Genomic DNA, 18,678 nt, shown 5'->3' with positions numbered 1-18,678 from the left:
CTATACGCCAAACGCTTCGCGATACGCCCGCACCGACGCCAGATGCTCTGCCATCTCCGGCTTCTCTTCCAGATAGCTAATCAGGTCCTTGAGGGTGACGATAGAGATCACCTTGCAGCCGTAATCGCGCTCAACTTCCTGAATCGCGGAAATTTCGCCGCGACCGCGTTCCTGGCGATCCAGAGAGATCAGCACGCCGGCGAGCTCGGCGCCGTTGGCCTGGATAATCTCCATTGATTCGCGAATAGCGGTACCAGCGGTTATCACATCGTCGACCAGCATGACGCGACCCTGCAGGGCGCTGCCAACCAGATTGCCGCCTTCGCCGTGCGTTTTGGCTTCTTTGCGGTTAAAGCAGTAGGGTAAATCCAGGTCGTGGTGTTCAGCCAGCGCAACCGCGGTGGTGGTGGCGATAGGAATGCCTTTGTAGGCCGGGCCAAACAGCAGGTCAAAATCGATTCCGGAGTCGACCAGCGCTTCCGCATAGAAACGACCCAACAGTGCCAGATCGCGCCCGGTATTAAACAGGCCGGCGTTGAAGAAATAGGGGCTCTTGCGCCCGGATTTCAGCGTAAACTCGCCAAACTTAAGAACCTGCTTGTTAAGCGCAAACTCAATAAACTGGCGCTGATATGGTTTCATGGATTCGCTCCTCATCGTGCATTCTATGGATCTACGGACAAAAAAAAGGCGACTTCTCAGTCGCCTTAAAAACTAGTTTTCCAACGCCGCCTTCTGCGTCGCGACAATGGATTCGATCCCCCCTCGGGCCAACGCCAGGAGAGTCAGGAGCTCTTCATGGGTAAACGGCTCGCCTTCCGCCGTGCCCTGCACCTCGATGATGCGACCGTCTTCGGTCATCACCACGTTCATATCGGTTTCCGCTGCGGAATCTTCCACGTACTCCAGATCGCAAAGCGCTTCGCCGTTAACGATGCCGACGGAAACGGCGGCAACCATGCCTTTCATCGGGTTAGTTTTCAGCTTGCCGGCGGCGACCAGCTTGTTCAGCGCGTCGGCCAGCGCCACGCAGGCGCCGGTGATGGATGCGGTACGGGTGCCGCCGTCGGCCTGCAGCACATCGCAATCGAGGGTAATGGTGAACTCGCCGAGCGCCTTCAGGTCTACCGCAGCGCGCAGCGCGCGGGCGATAAGGCGCTGGATTTCCATGGTGCGACCGCCCTGCTTACCTTTGGCGGCTTCACGCGCGTTACGGGTGTGCGTCGCGCGCGGCAGCATGCCGTATTCCGCGGTGATCCACCCCTGACCCTGGCCTTTCAGAAAACGCGGTACGCCTTCATCAATTGACGCGGTGCACAGCACTTTGGTGTCACCAAATTCGACCAGCACGGAGCCTTCAGCGTGTATGGTATAGTTACGGGTCAGGGTTACGGGACGCACCTGATTAGCGCTACGGCCTGCTGGACGCATGATGTTCTCTCCGGCTTGAAACGAATATGGCTGCGCATTATACGGATAATGGTCGCTTATTCCTATCCTGATAAGGCCCTGAAAGCTATAATCCCCCCCACTCTCCTTTAAAAACAGGAACGTCTATGATCCGCAGTATGACCGCCTATGCCCGTCGTGAAATTAAGGGCGAATGGGGCAGCGCCGCGTGGGAACTGCGCTCGGTAAACCAGCGCTATCTGGAAACCTATTTCCGCCTGCCGGAGCAGTTCCGTAGCCTGGAGCCCGTGGTGCGCGAGCGTATTCGTGCGCGTCTGACCCGCGGCAAAATCGAATGTACCCTGCGTTTTGAACAGGATCCCAGCGCTCAGGGTGAGCTGATCCTGAACGAAAACCTGGCGAAGCAGCTGGTCAACGCCGCCAACTGGGTAAAAATGCAGAGCGATGAAGGGGAAATCAACCCGGTTGATATCCTGCGCTGGCCCGGCGTAATGGCCGCTCAGGAGCAGGACCTCGACGCTATTGCCGCCGAAATTCTCACCGCACTGAACGGCGCGCTGGATGACTTTATCGTCGCTCGCGAGACCGAAGGTCAGGCGCTGAAGCTGCTTATCGAACAGCGCCTGCAGGGCGTCAGCAGCGAAGTCGGTAAAGTTCGCAGCCATATGCCGGAAATCCTGCAGTGGCAGCGCGAGCGCCTGGTGTCGAAGCTGGAAGACGCGGAAGTTCAGCTGGAAAACAACCGTCTCGAGCAAGAGCTGGTGCTGATGGCACAGCGTATCGACGTTGCCGAAGAGCTGGACCGTCTGGAAGCGCATGTCAAAGAGACCTACAACATTCTGAAGAAAAAAGAAGCCGTTGGCCGCCGCCTCGACTTTATGATGCAGGAGTTCAACCGCGAGTCGAACACCCTGGCGTCAAAATCGATTAATGCGGAGGTCACCAATTCTGCCATCGAGCTGAAAGTGCTGATTGAGCAGATGCGCGAGCAAATTCAGAACATCGAATAACCGCAGGCACATCGATTAAAGGCTGGTTTTACCAGCCTTTTTTATCCCTTCAATTCAGAACCTGTACTTTCCGTCCAGGATTCGACAGGTGATAAACGCGCCCGCAGCGCACAGCAGCGTGGGGGCCAGATAGCTATGGTCCATATGGGTAAACTCCATCACCAGCGCAACCGCCGTTAGCGGCATCTGCATTGACGCCGCCAGAAAAGCCGCCGCCCCAACCAGCGCAAAGCTGCTGGCGTCGCCGCCGGGCACCAGCTGCTGCCAAAGCATACTCAGCAGCAGGCTCACCAGGCTCCCCACCGCCAGGCCAGGGGTCAGCAGCCCGCCTTCCGCACCGCCGCGCAGCACCGCCAGAATCACGATCGCTTTCAGGAGCAGAAGCACCAGCGCGCTATGAAATCCCAGCCCGTCGCCGATCGCGAGCTGCATCGGGCCCTTGCCGTTGCCGGGTAGCTGCGGAAAATAGAGGCTCAGCCCGGCAAGCAGGGCAAACGCCAGCAGGCAAAATAGCGGCATCTGCCAGTTCGCCTTGACCCGCGCCCGCGCGGCGCTGGTGGCCCGACGAAACAGCCACGCCGCCGCGCCAAGCAGCGGACTGGCGATTATCGCCCACCACATAAACGAGCCCGGGAGCGCCCCGGAGATAAAATGATACTGCGACTCATCCCCCAGTCCGAGGGTCGCCGTCCAGGCAGCAACGGCGGACGTCACAACGGCCGCCAGGGTCTTCTCCCAGCTAAACGACAGCAGCATCACTTCGAGGCTAAACAGGGCGCCGGCCAGCGGCACGTTATACACCGCCGCCAGCCCGGCACCGGCGCCGCAGGCAATCAGCGTGCGAGTCTCATCTTCATGCAGGCCCATTCTGCGCGCTACGATACCGGCCCCCAGCGCCCCCATCTCTCGCGGCGCCACCTCCCGACCAAGCGGGGAGCCCAGCGCCACGGTGACGATCTGCAGCAAGGCGTGCAGGGTTGTGGTGCCAGCGGGCATCGGCACCGCGGGCGTGGCGACGGCGGCGGAAATCGATACCCGCTTCTGACCGTAGCGGCCCAGCAGCCACCAGCCAAACCCGGCGATGGCGCCGCCGCCGACGATGGCCGTAAAGCGTCGAGGCCAGGAGGCGTCCGTTACCCCCTGCAAAAATGACTCCGTACCGATAATACGATCGAGGCTGTACCCAAAAGCAAGGTGTTGAATAGCGTGCAAAATCATCGCCAGAACCATTCCCGACAGCCCGGCCAGGACGCCGGTCAGAACAACAGCAGCCAGGCGGAGCAGGTGGTTTTTCTCGCCGGTCACTCCGGTCATATTCACAAGCCTCGGAAAGAGAAAAAGAAATGATAAAGGCCGCAAGTTAAATATTACGTATTTAGCGCGTATTTTCCTTAGCGGGCCCTCCCGGATCTTATTTATTACTTTTTCTAATCCAACATATGACAAAAAAACATCATAACCCCCAATAAATAAAGGCAACAGACAAAATCAGGCATTATTTTTTCAAGGCGAAAATGGTTCACCTTAGAAAATCTCAGTCGTGATCCTGCGCACAAATCGCTAACCTGCCGGCTCTCATCGTGGGGGATCTATGCTGCTTCATATTCTGTATTTAATTGGTATTACCGCGGAAGCGATGACCGGCGCGCTGGCGGCCGGACGCCGTCGTATGGATACCTTTGGGGTGATCATTATCGCGACCGCCACCGCGCTGGGCGGCGGGTCGGTGCGGGATATCCTGCTCGGGCACTATCCTCTCAGCTGGGTCAAAAACCCGGAATACGTCATCATTGTTGCCGTCGCCGCGGTGCTGACCACCATTGCCGCCCCGGTTATGCCCCACCTGCGCCGGCTGTTTTTGGCCCTGGATGCCCTCGGCCTGGTGGTGTTTTCTATCATCGGCGCGCAGATTGCCCTCGATATGGGAGAAGGCCCGGTTATCGCCTCCATCGCGGCGGTCATCACCGGCGTATTCGGCGGCGTGCTGCGGGATATGTTCTGCAAGCGCATCCCGCTGGTGTTCCAGAAAGAGCTGTACGCCGGGATCTCTTTTGCCGCCGCCATTCTCTATATCGCCCTGCAGCACTACGTCAGCAGCCACGACGTGGTGGTCATCGCCACCCTGCTGTTTAGCTTCACCGCCCGCATGCTGGCCCTGCGCTGGAAGCTAGGCTTACCGGTCTTCCACTACAATCACGGCGCGCACTGAGCGGATTAAAAACCGGAGATACCCTGCCCGCGGAGCCACTGCGCCAGCGCGGTAACGTCAGGATGGCGAAGAAAGGCCACCAGCTGACGCGCTCTTTCATTCCCCACTCCCGGCAGGCGCCGCCACTGCTCTGCGTTTCGAGCCAGCAGCTGCGGCCAGCCATCTCCGGCCAGGCCCGCCAGCGCCGCCTGCGGCACCGGCACCCCCAGGGCCTGCACCCAGCGTAGAAAGGGCTGCTGGCGGGCGAGGTTAAACTGGTGCCACAGCCGCTGACCGCGTTGCGCAGAGATCCCCGGGACCGACTGCAGCTGCTGAGGGGTAAGTACCAGCCACGAAAAAAGATGCTCCATACGGAGAGACTGATGGACGGCGCGCCAGACGGACTCGCCGACGCTGTCGAGGTCCAGTACGGGTTTTGACGATAGCCAGACCAGCCGTGCAAGAAACTGCCCGGCGCACTCGGGGGAGAAAAAATAGCAGGTCAGCGCGTTAAAATGCGCCGGCGGCGGTTGCGGCTTCTGACGCTGGGCCGTTCGCCACACCACGCTGTCTATCCGCGGTATTCCCTGCCCCGCCAGGCTAATCTGCAGCTGATCGCCAATAGCAATATCCAGCTTTTGCCAGCGGGCCAGCGACCCGACGTTTACGCGTTTTACCTGCTTATCATCCAGCCGCTGCGGTTCAAGCCCTGCCACCACGGCAATTTTCCCGCTACGCCCGACGTAAAAGCGGATGTCGCGCACCTCCATAATGCGGATGGCCGGAGGATACTTCCACGCGGCGACCCAGTCACCCTGCCCCGGTGACCAGAAGCGGCCGGCCGGTTCTCTCCCGAGACGCACGACCACGCCATCGGTAGCAAAAGGCAGCGCTGACGTTAGCCAGCGTTCACGCCAGCGCGCAACCTGTTCCACGTTTGCCACCGGTTGAGAAAAGCCGGCGCTCTCGCTAAACCCGGCCTGCTGCAGCAGAGCCTGGCGCTGGCGCATCTCCGCGGGCCCGTCCGGCCACGCCCAGATAAAGACCCCCAGATCCGCTAACGCTGTCGACGTATCCAGCCGCATCATGGCGCCCGCCACCGTCGCCCGGGCGTTAACTCCCCCCATCCGCTTCTGAATATGTCCGGCGCGACGGAGAAAAAGTTCTCCCTGCAGCACGCTATTGGCCAGCGCGCCCTTCGTCACCCTCGGCACACCGGGAATCTGCCTCACTTTTGCCGTCCAGTCTTCTCCAGCCCGGCCATCTCCCCGGCTGATTGCCTGTACCAGCCGCCCGCGGCGGTAAAGCAGCGTCACCGCAACGCCATCCACTTTTGGCTGCACCCACAGATCGGTTTTGCCCCGCATCCAGCGCGCAACGTCGGTTTTTTCCGCCAGCTTGCGCACGCCGGTGTGGGCAACCGGATGCCGGACCTCGCCGCGGGGCGGCGGTAAATCATCGATTACCGGCGTTTTGATGGCAAAACAGCGCTGCCACTCGATTAACCGCGCTAAAAGCCGATCGTAGACGTCATCAGCGACCTCGCTGCCCCCGCGCAGCCAGTAGTCGTTTTTCCACCCGGTAATCTGCTGACTCAGGCGGCTAACCTCCTGCTCAGCCCGCGCCTGCGTCCACGCGGGGCAGGCCGACTGGCCGTATCCCGCCGTCATCCATATTCCTATCGCCCAAAGCCATTTTTGCACTGCGCTGCCCTCCTTTTTGCCCATTGGCATTCTGCCGCCGACGGGGCTTCACCGGCGATAAGGGCTTTTCCGCGCCGCGAGCCGGCTTCCAGAGTTTGTCCGTCATTACGGCAACTCACAGAGAAATCAGGGAAACAGCAGGCAAAATGAAAGAAACCGTGGGAAAAAGTGTGACAGGGACTACGTCACGGCTCGGCGGCGTGTATAATAGGCTCGTATGTAGTTTCTCTTTCGACCATCACATACAAAAGACTCTCATGGCTCAAGGCACGCTTTATATTGTTTCCGCCCCAAGTGGCGCGGGTAAATCCAGCCTGATTCAGGCTTTATTAAAAACCCAACCGCTGTACGACTCCCAGGTCTCTGTTTCGCATACCACGCGCGCGCCGCGTCCTGGCGAAGTGCACGGTGAACACTATTTCTTTGTTAATCACGACGATTTCAGAGCGATGATTAGCAGAGACGCGTTTCTTGAGCACGCGGAGGTTTTTGGCAACTATTACGGCACCTCGCGCGAAGCCATCGAGCAGGTACTGGCAACCGGCGTTGATGTCTTCCTCGATATCGACTGGCAGGGCGCTCAGCAAATCCGTCATAAAATGCCGGGCGCGCGCAGCATTTTTGTTCTGCCGCCGTCCAAAGATGAGCTTGACCGTCGCCTGCGCGGCCGCGGCCAGGACAGCGAAGAGGTGATCGCAAAACGTATGGCGCAGGCTGTTGCAGAAATGAGCCATTACGCGGAATATGATTACCTTATTGTGAATGATGATTTTGATACCGCCCTCGGCGATCTGAAAAACATCATCCGCGCCGAACGCCTGCGCATGAGCCGCCAAAAGCAGCGACATGGCGCTTTAATCACCAAACTGTTGGCAGACTGAACCGACATTCAGTATCATGCCCAGTCCTTTCTTCATCTGTGGAGCATTTTAAGTATGGCACGCGTAACTGTTCAGGACGCTGTAGAGAAAATTGGTAACCGTTTTGACCTGGTGCTGGTCGCCGCGCGTCGCGCTCGTCAGATGCAGGTTGGCGGAAAAGATCCGCTGGTAGCGGAAGAAAACGATAAAACTACCGTTATCGCACTGCGCGAAATCGAAGAAGGTCTGATCAACAACCAGATCCTCGACGTGCGCGATCGTCAGGAACAGCAAGAGCAGGAAGCCGCTGAATTACAAGCAGTTACCGCTATTGCTGAAGGTCGTCGTTAATAACGCAGCGGGTCGCCCTTGTATCTGTTTGAAAGCCTGAATCAGCTGATTCAAAACTACCTGCCGGAAGAGCAAATCAAGCGTCTTCGGCAGGCGTATCTCGTTGCACGTGACGCTCACGAGGGTCAGACACGTTCAAGCGGTGAACCCTATATCACGCACCCGGTAGCGGTAGCCTGCATTCTGGCCGAGATGAAGCTCGACTACGAAACGCTGATGGCCGCCCTGCTGCATGACGTGATCGAAGATACCCCTGCCACCTACCAGGACATGGAGCAGCTCTTTGGTAAAAGCGTTGCCGAGCTGGTAGAGGGGGTATCGAAACTTGATAAGCTCAAGTTCCGCGATAAGAAAGAGGCGCAGGCCGAAAACTTTCGCAAGATGATTATGGCGATGGTGCAGGATATCCGCGTCATCCTCATCAAACTTGCCGACCGCACCCACAACATGCGCACCCTGGGCTCATTACGCCCGGATAAACGCCGCCGCATCGCTCGCGAAACGCTGGAAATCTATAGCCCGCTGGCCCACCGTTTAGGTATCCATCACATTAAAACCGAGCTCGAAGAGCTGGGCTTTGAAGCGCTGTATCCCAATCGTTATCGCGTCATTAAAGAAGTCGTTAAAGCGGCGCGCGGCAACCGTAAAGAGATGATCCAGAAGATCCTCTCCGAAATCGAAGGGCGTTTACAGGAAGCGGGAATCCCCTGTCGCGTCAGCGGTCGCGAGAAGCATTTGTACTCCATCTACTGCAAAATGGTGCTCAAAGAGCAGCGTTTTCACTCGATCATGGATATCTACGCCTTCCGCGTAATCGTGCATGATGCCGACACCTGCTACCGCGTGCTTGGCCAGATGCACAGCCTCTACAAGCCGCGCCCGGGGCGGATGAAAGACTACATCGCCATTCCGAAAGCGAACGGCTATCAATCTTTGCACACCTCGATGATCGGCCCGCACGGCGTCCCGGTTGAGGTACAGATTCGTACCGAAGACATGGACCAGATGGCGGAAATGGGGGTTGCGGCGCACTGGGCCTATAAAGAGCACGGCGGCGAGAGCAGCACCACCGCGCAGATCCGCGCCCAGCGCTGGATGCAGAGCCTGCTGGAACTGCAGCAGAGCGCAGGCAGCTCGTTTGAATTTATCGAGAGCGTCAAATCCGATCTGTTCCCGGATGAGATTTACGTTTTCACCCCGGAAGGGCGCATTGTCGAACTTCCCGCCGGCGCGACGCCGGTGGACTTCGCCTACGCGGTACATACCGATATCGGCCATGCCTGCGTTGGCGCACGCGTTGACCGCCAGCCCTATCCGCTGTCGCAGCCGCTCTCCAGCGGCCAGACGGTAGAGATCATCACCGCACCGGGCGCGCGTCCGAACGCCGCCTGGCTGAACTTTGTCGTCAGCTCGAAAGCACGCGCGAAGATCCGCCAGCTGTTGAAAAACCTCAAGCGCGATGACTCCGTCAGCCTCGGCCGCCGGCTGCTTAACCACGCCCTCGGCGGCAGCCGTAAGCTGGCAGAAATCCCGCCAGAGAACGTTCAGCGCGAGCTTGAGCGCATGAAGCTGGCGACGCTGGACGATCTGCTGGCGGAAATCGGCCTCGGCAACGCGATGAGCGTGGTGGTGGCGAAAAACCTGCAGCAGGGTGAAACCGTCACCGCACCGGTGCAAAGCGCCTCGTCAGGCCACGGCCATCTGCCGATTAAAGGCGCCGACGGCGTGCTGATTACCTTTGCCAAGTGCTGCCGCCCGATTCCCGGCGATCCGATTATCGCCCACGTCAGCCCCGGCAAAGGCCTGGTCATTCACCATGAGTCCTGTCGTAACATTCGCGGCTACCAGAAAGAGCCCGAGAAGTTTATGGCCGTCGAATGGGATAAAGAGACCGCCCAGGAATTTATCACCGAAATTAAGGTGGATATGTTTAACCACCAGGGCGCGCTGGCGAACCTCACGGCCGCGATCAATACCGCCGCTTCCAATATTCAAAGCCTGAATACGGAAGAAAAGGATGGCCGCGTCTACAGCGCCTTTATTCGCCTTACGGCGCGCGATCGCGTGCATCTGGCGAATATCATGCGCAAAATTCGCGTGATGCCGGACGTGATAAAAGTCACCCGTAACCGAAACTAGCCTTATGAATCCACAGCGTTATGCGCGTATCTGTGAGATGCTCGCCAGGCGTCAGCCTGACCTGACGGTCTGCATGGAGGAGGTCCACAAACCTCATAACGTCTCTGCGGTGATTCGTACCGCAGATGCCGTTGGCGTGCACGAAGTGCACGCTATCTGGCCCAGTAGCCGCATGCGCCCCATGGTCTCCGCCGCCGCGGGCAGCAACAGCTGGGTACAGGTCAAAACGCACCATACCATTGGCGACGCCGTCGGTCACTTGAAGGGCCAGGGCATGCAGATCCTCGCCACCCATCTTTCTGACAAAGCCGTCGACTTTCGTGAAATAGACTACACCCGGCCCACCTGTATCCTGATGGGCCAGGAAAAAACCGGCATCACCGCGGAAGCCTTAGCGCTGGCGGACCAGGACATCATTATTCCGATGACCGGCATGGTACAGTCGCTAAACGTCTCCGTCGCCTCCGCCTTAATTCTGTATGAAGCGCAGCGCCAGCGGCAGAACGCGGGCATGTATAAACGCGAAAACAGCATGCTGCCGGAAGAAGAGCAGCAGCGCCTGCTGTTTGAGGGTGGTTATCCGGTGCTGGCGAGGGTGGCAAAACAAAAAGGTCTGCCCTATCCCCACGTCAACGGCCAGGGCGAAGTTGAAGCCGACGCCGCGTGGTGGGCCACGATGCAGGCAGCGAGGTAAACCGATGCAAAGCCGTCTGCTGGATGCTGTCCCGCTCAACACGTTAACCGGCGTTGGCGCAGCGCAGAGCAGCAAGCTGGCAAAAATCGGCCTGCATACCGTGCAGGATCTTCTGCTGCATCTGCCGCTACGCTACGAAGACCGAACCCATCTATATCAAATCGGCGAACTGCTGCCGGGGGTCTACGCCACCGTTGAAGGCGAAGTGCTCAACAGCAATATCACCTTCGGCGGCCGCCGGATGATGACCTGTCAGATAAGCGATGGCTCCGGTATTCTCACCATGCGCTTCTTCAACTTCAACGCCGCGATGAAAAACAGCCTTGCCGCCGGCCGCCGGGTGCTGGCCTACGGCGAAGCGAAGCGCGGCAAATACGGCGCGGAGATGATCCACCCGGAATACCGCGTGCAGGGCGATATGAGCACGCCCGACCTGCAGGAGACCCTCACTCCGGTCTACCCCACCACCGAAGGTATCAAGCAGGCTACGCTGCGTAAGCTGACCGATCAGGCGCTGGAGCTGCTGGAGACCTGCGCTATCGCCGAGCTGCTGCCGCCCGAGCTGGCGCAGGGGATGATGAGTCTCCCGGAGGCGCTGCGCACGCTGCATCGCCCGCCGCCGTCGCTCCAGCTCAGCGAGCTGGAAACCGGCAAGCACCCGGCCCAGCAGCGCTTAATTCTGGAAGAGCTGCTGGCGCATAACCTGAGCATGCTGGCGGTTCGCGCCGGCGCCCAGCGTTTCCACGCCCTGCCGCTCAGCGCGAACGACTCTCTGAAAAACAAGCTGCTGGCTTCCCTGCCCTTTAAGCCAACCGGCGCGCAGGAGCGGGTGACCGCCGAGATCGAGCGGGATATGGCGCTCGATGTGCCGATGATGCGCCTGGTGCAGGGCGACGTCGGCTCCGGTAAAACGCTGGTTGCCGCCTTCGCGGCGCTGCGGGCCATCGCCCACGGCAGGCAGGTGGCGCTGATGGCGCCGACGGAGCTTCTGGCGGAGCAGCACGCCGCCAACTTCCGCAGCTGGTTTGCGCCGCTGGGCGTTGAGGTCGGCTGGCTGGCCGGCAAACAAAAAGGCAAGGCGCGTCAGGCGCAGCAGGATGCCATCGCTAGCGGGCAGGTACAGATGATTGTCGGCACCCACGCCATTTTCCAGGAGCAGGTGCAGTTCAACGGCCTGGCGCTGGTGATTATCGACGAACAGCACCGCTTCGGGGTCCACCAGCGGCTGGCGCTATGGGAAAAGGGCCAGCAGCAGGGCTTCCATCCGCATCAGCTGATCATGACCGCCACCCCCATTCCGCGCACCCTGGCGATGACCGCCTACGCCGACCTCGACACCTCGACCATCGACGAGCTGCCGCCGGGTCGTACGCCGGTCACCACGGTGGCTATCCCGGACACCCGCCGCAGCGATATTATCGACCGCGTGCGTAACGCCTGTACCCAGGAGGGGCGTCAGGCCTACTGGGTCTGTACGCTGATTGAAGAGTCGGACCTGCTGGAAGCGCAGGCGGCGGAAGCCACCTGGGAGGAGCTGAAGCTGGCGCTGCCGGAGCTAAATATCGGCCTGGTGCACGGCCGGATGAAGCCGGCAGACAAGCAGGCGGTCATGCAGGCCTTTAAGCTGGGCGAGCTGCATCTGCTTATCGCCACCACGGTTATTGAGGTCGGGGTGGACGTACCTAACGCCAGCCTGATGATTATTGAAAACCCGGAACGCCTGGGGCTGGCGCAGCTGCACCAGCTCAGAGGCCGCGTCGGGCGCGGCGCGGTCGCCTCCCACTGCGTGCTGCTCTATAAGTCGCCGCTGTCGAAGACGGCGCAGCTGCGCCTGCAGGTCCTGCGCGACAGCAACGACGGTTTCGTCATCGCGCAAAAGGACCTTGAGATCCGCGGCCCGGGCGAGCTGCTCGGCACCCGGCAGACCGGCACCGCCGAGTTTAAAGTCGCGGACCTGCTGCGCGATAAGGCAATGATCCCGGACGTTCAGCGCATTGCCCGCCATATTCACCAACGTTATCCACAGCAGGCCCAGGCGCTTATCGAGCGCTGGATGCCGGAAACCGAACGCTATTCCAACGCCTGACGCCTCTGTTCCCGGCGCCGTGGGCAATTTTCCTTCACAACGAGTGAATTATGAAACGAGAACTGGCCATCGAATTTTCGCGTGTTACCGAAGCCGCCGCGCTGGCGGGCTACAAGTGGCTGGGCCGCGGTGATAAAAATATCGCCGACGGCGCCGCGGTTAACGCCATGCGTATTATGCTCAACCTGATTGATATCGACGGTACTATCGTCATCGGCGAAGGTGAAATCGATGAAGCGCCGATGCTCTATATCGGCGAGAAGGTCGGCACCGGCCGCGGCGACGCGGTAGATATCGCCGTCGACCCGATCGAGGGCACGCGGATGACGGCGATGGGCCAGGCGAACGCGCTGGCCGTCATGGCGGTGGGCGATAAGGGCTGCTTCCTGAATGCGCCGGATATGTACATGGAAAAGCTGATTGTCGGTCCGGGGGCGAAAGGGGCGATTGACCTCAATCTGCCGCTGGCGGAGAACCTGCGTAACGTGGCGAGCGCGCTGAATAAGCCGCTCAGCGAGCTGACGGTGACCGTGCTCGCCAAGCCGCGCCATGATGCGGTGATTGCCGAGCTGCAGCAGCTGGGCGTTCGCGTCTTCGCCATTCCCGACGGCGACGTGGCGGCGTCTATTCTGACCTGCATGCCGGATAGCGAAGTTGACATTCTGTACGGCATCGGCGGCGCCCCGGAAGGCGTGGTATCCGCCGCGGTTATCCGGGCGCTGGACGGCGACATGCAGGGCCGCCTGCTGGCCCGCCACCACGTCAAGGGCGACAGCGAAGAGAACCGCCGCATCGGCGAGAACGAGCTGGCCCGCTGCAAGGAGATGGGCATTGAGGCCGGCATCGTGCTGCGCCTCGACGAGATGGCGCGCAGCGATAACGTGGTCTTTGCCGCCACCGGGATCACCAAAGGCGACCTGCTGGACGGTATCACCCGCAAGGGCAATATGGCCACCACCGAGACGCTGCTGATCCGCGGCAAATCGCGCACCATCCGCCGTATCCAGTCCATTCACTATCTCGATCGCAAAGATCCGGATATCCAGCGGCACATCCTGTAAGCCGTCCGGCGGACGGGCTAAAGCAGGCGCTAATATTTGATCAATAGAGCTTTCCGGCCCCGTTGGGCTGGAAATCTTTGTCGTCTGCAACGAAGATAGGGCAACGCTTCGCAACGGGAGAAGATCATGGCGGACTGGATTAGCGGCAAAGTAACAAAAGTAGAATACTGGACCGACGCGCTGTTTAGTTTGCACGTGCGGGCCCCTGTTCACCCGTTTACCGCCGGGCAGTTTGCCAAACTGGGCCTCGACGTTGACGGCGAGCGCGTGCAGCGCGCCTACTCCTACGTGAACGCCCCGAGCAATCCCGATCTTGAATTCTACCTGGTGACGGTTCCGGAGGGCAAACTCAGCCCGCGGCTGGCCGCGCTGCGGCCGGGCGATGACGTGCAGATCGTCAGCGAAGCCGCCGGCTTCTTCGTGCTGGAAGAGGTGCCGGATTGCGACACCCTGTGGATGCTGGCCACCGGCACGGCAATCGGCCCGTATCTGTCGATTCTGGAAGAGGGCAAGGACCTCGAGCGCTTTAACAACCTGGTGCTGGTTCACGCCGCGCGCTATGCCGCCGATCTTAGCTATCTGCCGCAAATGCAGGCGCTGGAAGAACGCTATAAGGGCAAGCTGCGCATCCAGGCGGTGGTCAGTCGGGAAACCGTACCGGGGATGCTAACGGGGCGCGTTCCGTTCCTGATCGAAACCGGCGCCCTGGAAGAGGCGGTTGGCCTGCCGATGAACGCTGACAATAGCCACGTGATGCTCTGCGGCAACCCGCAGATGGTGCGGGATACCCAGCAGCTGCTGAAGGATACCCGGCAGATGAGCAAACATCTGCGCCGCCGGCCGGGCCATATGACGGCCGAACACTACTGGTGATCAGGACTCCGCCTTCCAGCGAACGTCCTGCGTCTCTTTACCAAATTTATTTTCGCCCTGGGTGCCGACGAACGCCCCCAGGTCGATCAGCATCATCACCATAATCAGCGTCGGCACAAAGCGGCCGACCACCCACTGCCAGGCCCCCGGAATCACCGCCCAGTTCCCGGCCAGCAGCATCCACGCCAGAACCATCAGCAGCGCCCAGAGCCCCGATCTGCCGCGATCGTGCAGCCGCTTGATGGTCACCGCCGCCGTTGGCCAGAGCAGGCACACCAGCATAAAGGCCGCGGTCTGTAGATTCAGCAAATTTGACCCGGCGAGGGTAAACAGCGCGCTCATGGTCGCTATCCAGATAACGATCCAAATCCAGAAATCACGGCGTCCAATACGCCCTTTAATTGAGAACATCCACTGCTGTAGGGTCATGTTTTATTCCTTATCCTCATCATTCGCGTAGTTTACCCTGGAGCGGTGACTTTTTGACAAGCGCGACGGTTCCCGTTTTAATCGTCAGCAGGCAAAAAAAGGAAGGACCGGTATGAAGAAGTGGGCGACCTTATGTTTGATTGGGCTGACGGCGTTATCCGTCGGCCATAAGGCGCTGTCCGCCGAGCCAGAAACCTCCTCCGCAGCGCCCTATCTACTCTCCGGCGCGCCGGCCTTTGATATCTCCATCAGCGAATTTCGCGAAAAATTCAACGCCGAGAACCCCAAACTGCAGCTCAACGAATTTCGCGCGATTACCTCCAGCCGCGATCGGGCTAACCTGACCCGGGCGGCCAGCAAGATTAACGAAAACCTGTACGCCTCCACGGCGCTGGAGCGCGGCACGCTCAAAATCAAATCAATGCAGGTGACCTGGCTGCCCGTTCAGGGGCCGGAGCAGAAGGCGGCAAAGGCGAAAGCGCAGGAGTATATGAGCGCCGTTGTGCGCGCGTTCGTCCCGACATTAAGTCCGGCGCAAAGCGGGCAAAAGCTGCAAAAACTGCTCGCCGCCGGCAAAGGGAAACGCTACTTCGCCGAAACCGAAGGCGCGATTCGCTATGTAGTGGCAGATAACGGCGAAAAGGGGCTTACCTTCGCGGTTGAACCGATTAAGCTAGCGCTATCTGAAACGCTGGAGAGCAATAATAAATGACAAAAAGCAAAGCCTTTCCAACGACGAAACTCTATACTGTTTGACAGACCATGCTGCCCCCAGGGGCGGCTATATTCCTTAATTCGCTTATGTAGCGTGGAGAATTAAAATGCGACATCCTTTAGTGATGGGTAACTGGAAACTGAACGGCAGCCGCCACATGGTAAACGAGCTGGTAGCGAACCTGCGTACCGAGCTGGCCGGCGTGACCGGCTGTGCTGTTGCTATCGCTCCGCCGGAAATGTATATCGATCTGGCTAAGCATGCGGCAGAAGGCAGCCATATTCACCTGGGCGCGCAGAACGTTGACCTGAACCAGTCCGGCGCATTCACCGGTGAAACCTCCGCCCAGATGCTGAAAGATGTCGGCGCTGAATACATCATCATCGGCCACTCTGAGCGTCGTACTTACCACAAAGAGTCTGACGAATTCATCGCGAAGAAATTCGCCGTGCTGAAAGAGCAGGGCCTGATCCCGGTTCTGTGCATCGGTGAAACCGAAGCGGAAAACGAAGCGGGCAAAACGGAAGAAGTTTGCGCGCGTCAGATCGACGCCGTGCTGAAAACTCAGGGCGCAGCGGCATTCGAAGGCGTGGTTATCGCTTACGAACCCGTATGGGCTATCGGTACCGGCAAATCCGCTACCCCGGCTCAGGCTCAGGCCGTGCACAAATTTATCCGTGACCACATTGCGAAAGTGGACGCTAAAGTGGCCGAACAGGTCATCATTCAGTACGGCGGTTCCGTTAACGCATCTAACGCCGCAGAGCTGTTCACCCAGCCGGACATCGACGGCGCGCTGGTTGGCGGCGCATCGCTGAAAGCAGACGCTTTCGCGGTCATCGTTAAAGCGGCAGAAGCAGCGAAAAAAGCGTAATTCACGACGCCGGGGAGCCCCGGCGAGATGAATCCGCAGCCCGGCTTAGCGTAGCGCTAGCCGGGTTTTTTTATAGTTTCCCCAGCAGCTGATACCACAGATAATCCAGCGGCAGCAGCAGCAGATAGCTGACCGCCGCCAGCGCAATGCACAGCAGCATCCCCGACCGCGCCGGGACTTTGCCCAGCGCCATCGCCACCACGATGGGCGATGCCTGATACGGCAGCAGCGGCGTCGAATAGCCCAGGACCTGAATCATAATCACGCTCAGCAGCGGAAAACCGGTGGCGTCAGCAAAACTCTGCGCAAAGGTGGTGTACAGCGCGGGTACGCCGTTGGCGGTCATAATAAAGTTGAGGGCGCTGGTGATCCCGGTCAGGGCAAGGAAGCTGGTAAAAGGGCTCTCTTTGTCGAGCGGCATCACCTGCAGCAAAGCGTTGCCGACCGCGCCGCCGATCCCCGTCTGCGTGACGGTAATCGCCAGCCCCAGGATCCCGGCGACGTAAATGCAGGTGCGGATATTCACCCCGCTGGAGAACTCTTCCCCGCTGATAAATCCCACCCGCGGCAGCAGCGTAATCACCGCCGCCGCCAGCCCCGTCCAGGCAGGGCCGATGCCGTGCCAGCTCTCGCTCACCCAAAGGGTCAATACCACCGCCAGCAGCCAGGCGAGGCGCTTCTCATCCCGGCTCATCGGCGGCAGCGGCGTCCGCTCCCGCGGCGGATGCGGCCTGCCGGGGAACAGCCAGCAGATCAGCGCGATCAGCGCCGCGCCCTTCAACCAGCCCAGCACCGGCGTATGCAGCAGCAGGTACGGCAGGTAGTTGAGATGGATTCCGTACGACCCTTCCGCCGCGCCGCTCATCACTAAATTCGGCACGTTGGCGGGCAGGATCGTCGCCGACAGCTGGAAGGTGCCGAAGCCGACCGCCAGCGCCAGCCCGTACCAGGCGCGGGTGCCGTCCTCAATCCCGGCGCGCCTCGCCATCGCCGCGACGATCGGCATCAGCAGCGCAATCCGCCCCATATTGGAGGGCATAACGAAGGCCAGGGCATAGCTGAGCAGCACCACGCTGCCCACCATCAGCGGCCAGGAGTCGGTGAGCCTGGCCGACAGCGCCTGCGCCGCCCTGTCCGCCAGCCCGGTTTTACGGATCGCGATCCCGAGGACAAAACCGCTGAACACCAGCCAGAACGCCGATGACGCAAAGCCGCCAAAGATAACCTCCGGCGGCGCGATTTTCGCCATCATCGCTACGGCGAAAAACAGCAGCGCGGTAATAAACTCCGGCAGCAGGGAGGTCGCCCACAGCAGGATGGTAATACCGACAATCAGGGAAGGAAGGAACAGAGGGTGAGAAAGCCAGAGCGACATACCTGTCTCCTGTCGTTTTTTTCAGCAAGAATACGACGCCGGGTCGGACAGGTAAATGCCAGATATGGTGGGATGGCCGGCCGCCTGGCTGCGCTGTGAGCTATCGCACGGCGCAGAGCGCGCGGTTAGTGGTAGTGAATTTCGCCGAAATATTCCGACAGCACGTAATAGCGGCAGTATTCAAAGGGGATATCCCGACCGGCCTGAAACGTCTGTCGCGCCACGGACAGCAGCGGCTTGTTGGCGGCAACCTGCAGCTTCTCGCACAGCTCCGCGGAGGGCAAAATGGCCTCCACTTTTTCAATCGCCGAGTCGCTGGTGACGTTGAGCAGCGAATACAGCGAGGTGTGCTCCAGCGCCTCAGCCGTCAGTTCGAGGCCGGGAAAGAAGCTCAGATCGAGATAGATTTTCTCATGGTTGAACGGGCGATTATTCAGGTAGCGAATGCGCGAAATAAAAAGATAGTGCTGATGCGCGGGCAGGCTCAGGCCATCGGCCAGGGCGTCGCGCGCCCGACGGGGCGCAATGTCGAGGATGCGGTTTTCAACGGCAACGCTGGCATCCTGTAGATCGCGGGTGATGCCGCGAAAGGTATGGCCGTAGTTGACCCCTTCCGGCATGGCGCAAACCACCGAACCGCTCCCGCGCTGCGAGGAGATAATGCCCGCGTTGATAAGCTCGCTCCAGGCCTGCTTCACCACAATCAGCGAAACCTGATACTCCCGGGCCAGCTCCTTTTGCGTCGGCAGCTGGCTGCCTAAAGGCAAGGAGCCGTTCTGGATCCGCTGACAGATGATAAAAAATAGTTGCTTATAAAGCGGGGTAAAGCTCGTTTTATCAACCTGCAAACTACGCACCTCGCGTCTTCGCCAGCGGGGGACGCGCTACCGTCCCCGGCAGGGCGAATTCG

Annotated in this window: 18 protein-coding genes; 11 read left to right on the top strand and 7 right to left on the bottom strand. The window is 59.8% G+C overall.

Annotation, left to right across the window (positions count from 1 at the left end; genetic code table 11):
* Both pyrE and rph read right to left on the bottom strand, forming a co-directional pair.
* Entirely contained in the window at positions 1–642 is a 642-nt protein-coding gene (pyrE, locus tag AC1M2H_RS00825) for an orotate phosphoribosyltransferase (RefSeq protein ID WP_045853833.1), read from the bottom strand.
* A gap of 72 nt (positions 643–714) precedes the next feature.
* On the bottom strand, positions 715–1,431 hold the full coding sequence (rph, locus tag AC1M2H_RS00820) for a ribonuclease PH (RefSeq protein ID WP_032690259.1): 717 nt from the start codon (positions 1,429–1,431) through the stop codon (positions 715–717).
* A gap of 125 nt (positions 1,432–1,556) precedes the next feature.
* Between rph and AC1M2H_RS00815 the strand changes: the two genes are divergently transcribed.
* Positions 1,557–2,420: a YicC/YloC family endoribonuclease gene (locus tag AC1M2H_RS00815; RefSeq protein WP_480149938.1), complete on the top strand. Its 864-nt coding sequence runs from the start codon at positions 1,557–1,559 to the stop codon at positions 2,418–2,420.
* A 54-nt stretch (positions 2,421–2,474) separates the two neighbouring features.
* Here AC1M2H_RS00815 and AC1M2H_RS00810 read toward each other — a convergent pair whose 3' ends face one another.
* Entirely contained in the window at positions 2,475–3,734 is a 1,260-nt protein-coding gene (locus AC1M2H_RS00810; RefSeq protein WP_480149937.1) for a chloride channel protein, read from the bottom strand.
* Positions 3,735–4,011: 277 nt separating this feature from the next.
* Here AC1M2H_RS00810 and AC1M2H_RS00805 point away from each other — a divergent pair, with 277 nt between their 5' ends.
* A complete protein-coding gene (locus tag AC1M2H_RS00805; RefSeq protein WP_480149936.1) occupies positions 4,012–4,629 on the top strand; it encodes a trimeric intracellular cation channel family protein in 618 nt (205 codons plus the stop codon).
* Positions 4,630–4,634: 5 nt separating this feature from the next.
* Here AC1M2H_RS00805 and ligB read toward each other — a convergent pair whose 3' ends face one another.
* Positions 4,635–6,311, bottom strand: coding sequence for an NAD-dependent DNA ligase LigB (gene ligB / locus AC1M2H_RS00800; protein WP_480149935.1), 1,677 nt, complete (start codon positions 6,309–6,311; stop codon positions 4,635–4,637).
* Between the two features lie 257 nt (positions 6,312–6,568).
* Here ligB and gmk point away from each other — a divergent pair, with 257 nt between their 5' ends.
* From gmk to fpr, 7 genes are all read left to right on the top strand, one after another.
* Entirely contained in the window at positions 6,569–7,192 is a 624-nt protein-coding gene (gene gmk / locus AC1M2H_RS00795; protein ID WP_480152062.1) for a guanylate kinase, read from the top strand.
* Positions 7,193–7,246: 54 nt separating this feature from the next.
* Positions 7,247–7,522 (top strand): DNA-directed RNA polymerase subunit omega, encoded by a 276-nt coding sequence (gene rpoZ / locus AC1M2H_RS00790; protein ID WP_006817787.1) that lies wholly within the window; start codon positions 7,247–7,249, stop codon positions 7,520–7,522.
* Between the two features lie 18 nt (positions 7,523–7,540).
* Positions 7,541–9,661 carry a bifunctional GTP diphosphokinase/guanosine-3',5'-bis pyrophosphate 3'-pyrophosphohydrolase gene (gene spoT / locus AC1M2H_RS00785; RefSeq protein ID WP_480149934.1) on the top strand — a complete coding sequence of 707 codons (2,121 nt, stop codon included), beginning with the start codon at positions 7,541–7,543 and terminating at the stop codon, positions 9,659–9,661.
* A 4-nt stretch (positions 9,662–9,665) separates the two neighbouring features.
* On the top strand, positions 9,666–10,355 hold the full coding sequence (gene trmH, locus AC1M2H_RS00780; RefSeq protein ID WP_480149933.1) for a tRNA (guanosine(18)-2'-O)-methyltransferase TrmH: 690 nt from the start codon (positions 9,666–9,668) through the stop codon (positions 10,353–10,355).
* A gap of 4 nt (positions 10,356–10,359) precedes the next feature.
* Positions 10,360–12,441 carry an ATP-dependent DNA helicase RecG gene (recG, locus tag AC1M2H_RS00775; protein WP_480149932.1) on the top strand — a complete coding sequence of 694 codons (2,082 nt, stop codon included), beginning with the start codon at positions 10,360–10,362 and terminating at the stop codon, positions 12,439–12,441.
* Positions 12,442–12,491: 50 nt separating this feature from the next.
* A complete protein-coding gene (glpX, locus tag AC1M2H_RS00770) occupies positions 12,492–13,502 on the top strand; it encodes a class II fructose-bisphosphatase (protein WP_480149931.1) in 1,011 nt (336 codons plus the stop codon).
* Between the two features lie 126 nt (positions 13,503–13,628).
* Positions 13,629–14,375 (top strand): ferredoxin--NADP(+) reductase, encoded by a 747-nt coding sequence (fpr, locus tag AC1M2H_RS00765; protein WP_480149930.1) that lies wholly within the window; start codon positions 13,629–13,631, stop codon positions 14,373–14,375.
* Here fpr and AC1M2H_RS00760 read toward each other — a convergent pair whose 3' ends face one another.
* Complete coding sequence (locus tag AC1M2H_RS00760) at positions 14,376–14,804, bottom strand: DUF805 domain-containing protein (protein WP_426813756.1); 429 nt, start codon at positions 14,802–14,804, stop codon at positions 14,376–14,378.
* A 112-nt stretch (positions 14,805–14,916) separates the two neighbouring features.
* Between AC1M2H_RS00760 and AC1M2H_RS00755 the strand changes: the two genes are divergently transcribed.
* Entirely contained in the window at positions 14,917–15,516 is a 600-nt protein-coding gene (locus tag AC1M2H_RS00755; protein WP_480149929.1) for a DUF1454 family protein, read from the top strand.
* Between the two features lie 109 nt (positions 15,517–15,625).
* Positions 15,626–16,393, top strand: a complete 768-nt coding sequence (gene tpiA / locus AC1M2H_RS00750; RefSeq protein ID WP_095102601.1) for a triose-phosphate isomerase — start codon at positions 15,626–15,628, stop codon at positions 16,391–16,393.
* A gap of 70 nt (positions 16,394–16,463) precedes the next feature.
* Here the strand turns inward: tpiA and AC1M2H_RS00745 are convergent, their stop codons facing one another.
* Positions 16,464–17,768, bottom strand: coding sequence for an SLC13 family permease (locus AC1M2H_RS00745; RefSeq protein WP_480149928.1), 1,305 nt, complete (start codon positions 17,766–17,768; stop codon positions 16,464–16,466).
* Positions 17,769–17,893: 125 nt separating this feature from the next.
* Positions 17,894–18,616, bottom strand: a complete 723-nt coding sequence (locus AC1M2H_RS00740; RefSeq protein WP_480149927.1) for a GntR family transcriptional regulator — start codon at positions 18,614–18,616, stop codon at positions 17,894–17,896.
* Between the last annotated feature and the right edge of the window lie 62 nt (positions 18,617–18,678).

The organism is Klebsiella sp. F11 (genome assembly GCF_056712265.1).
This window is presented reverse-complemented; position numbering and strand designations above follow the sequence as displayed.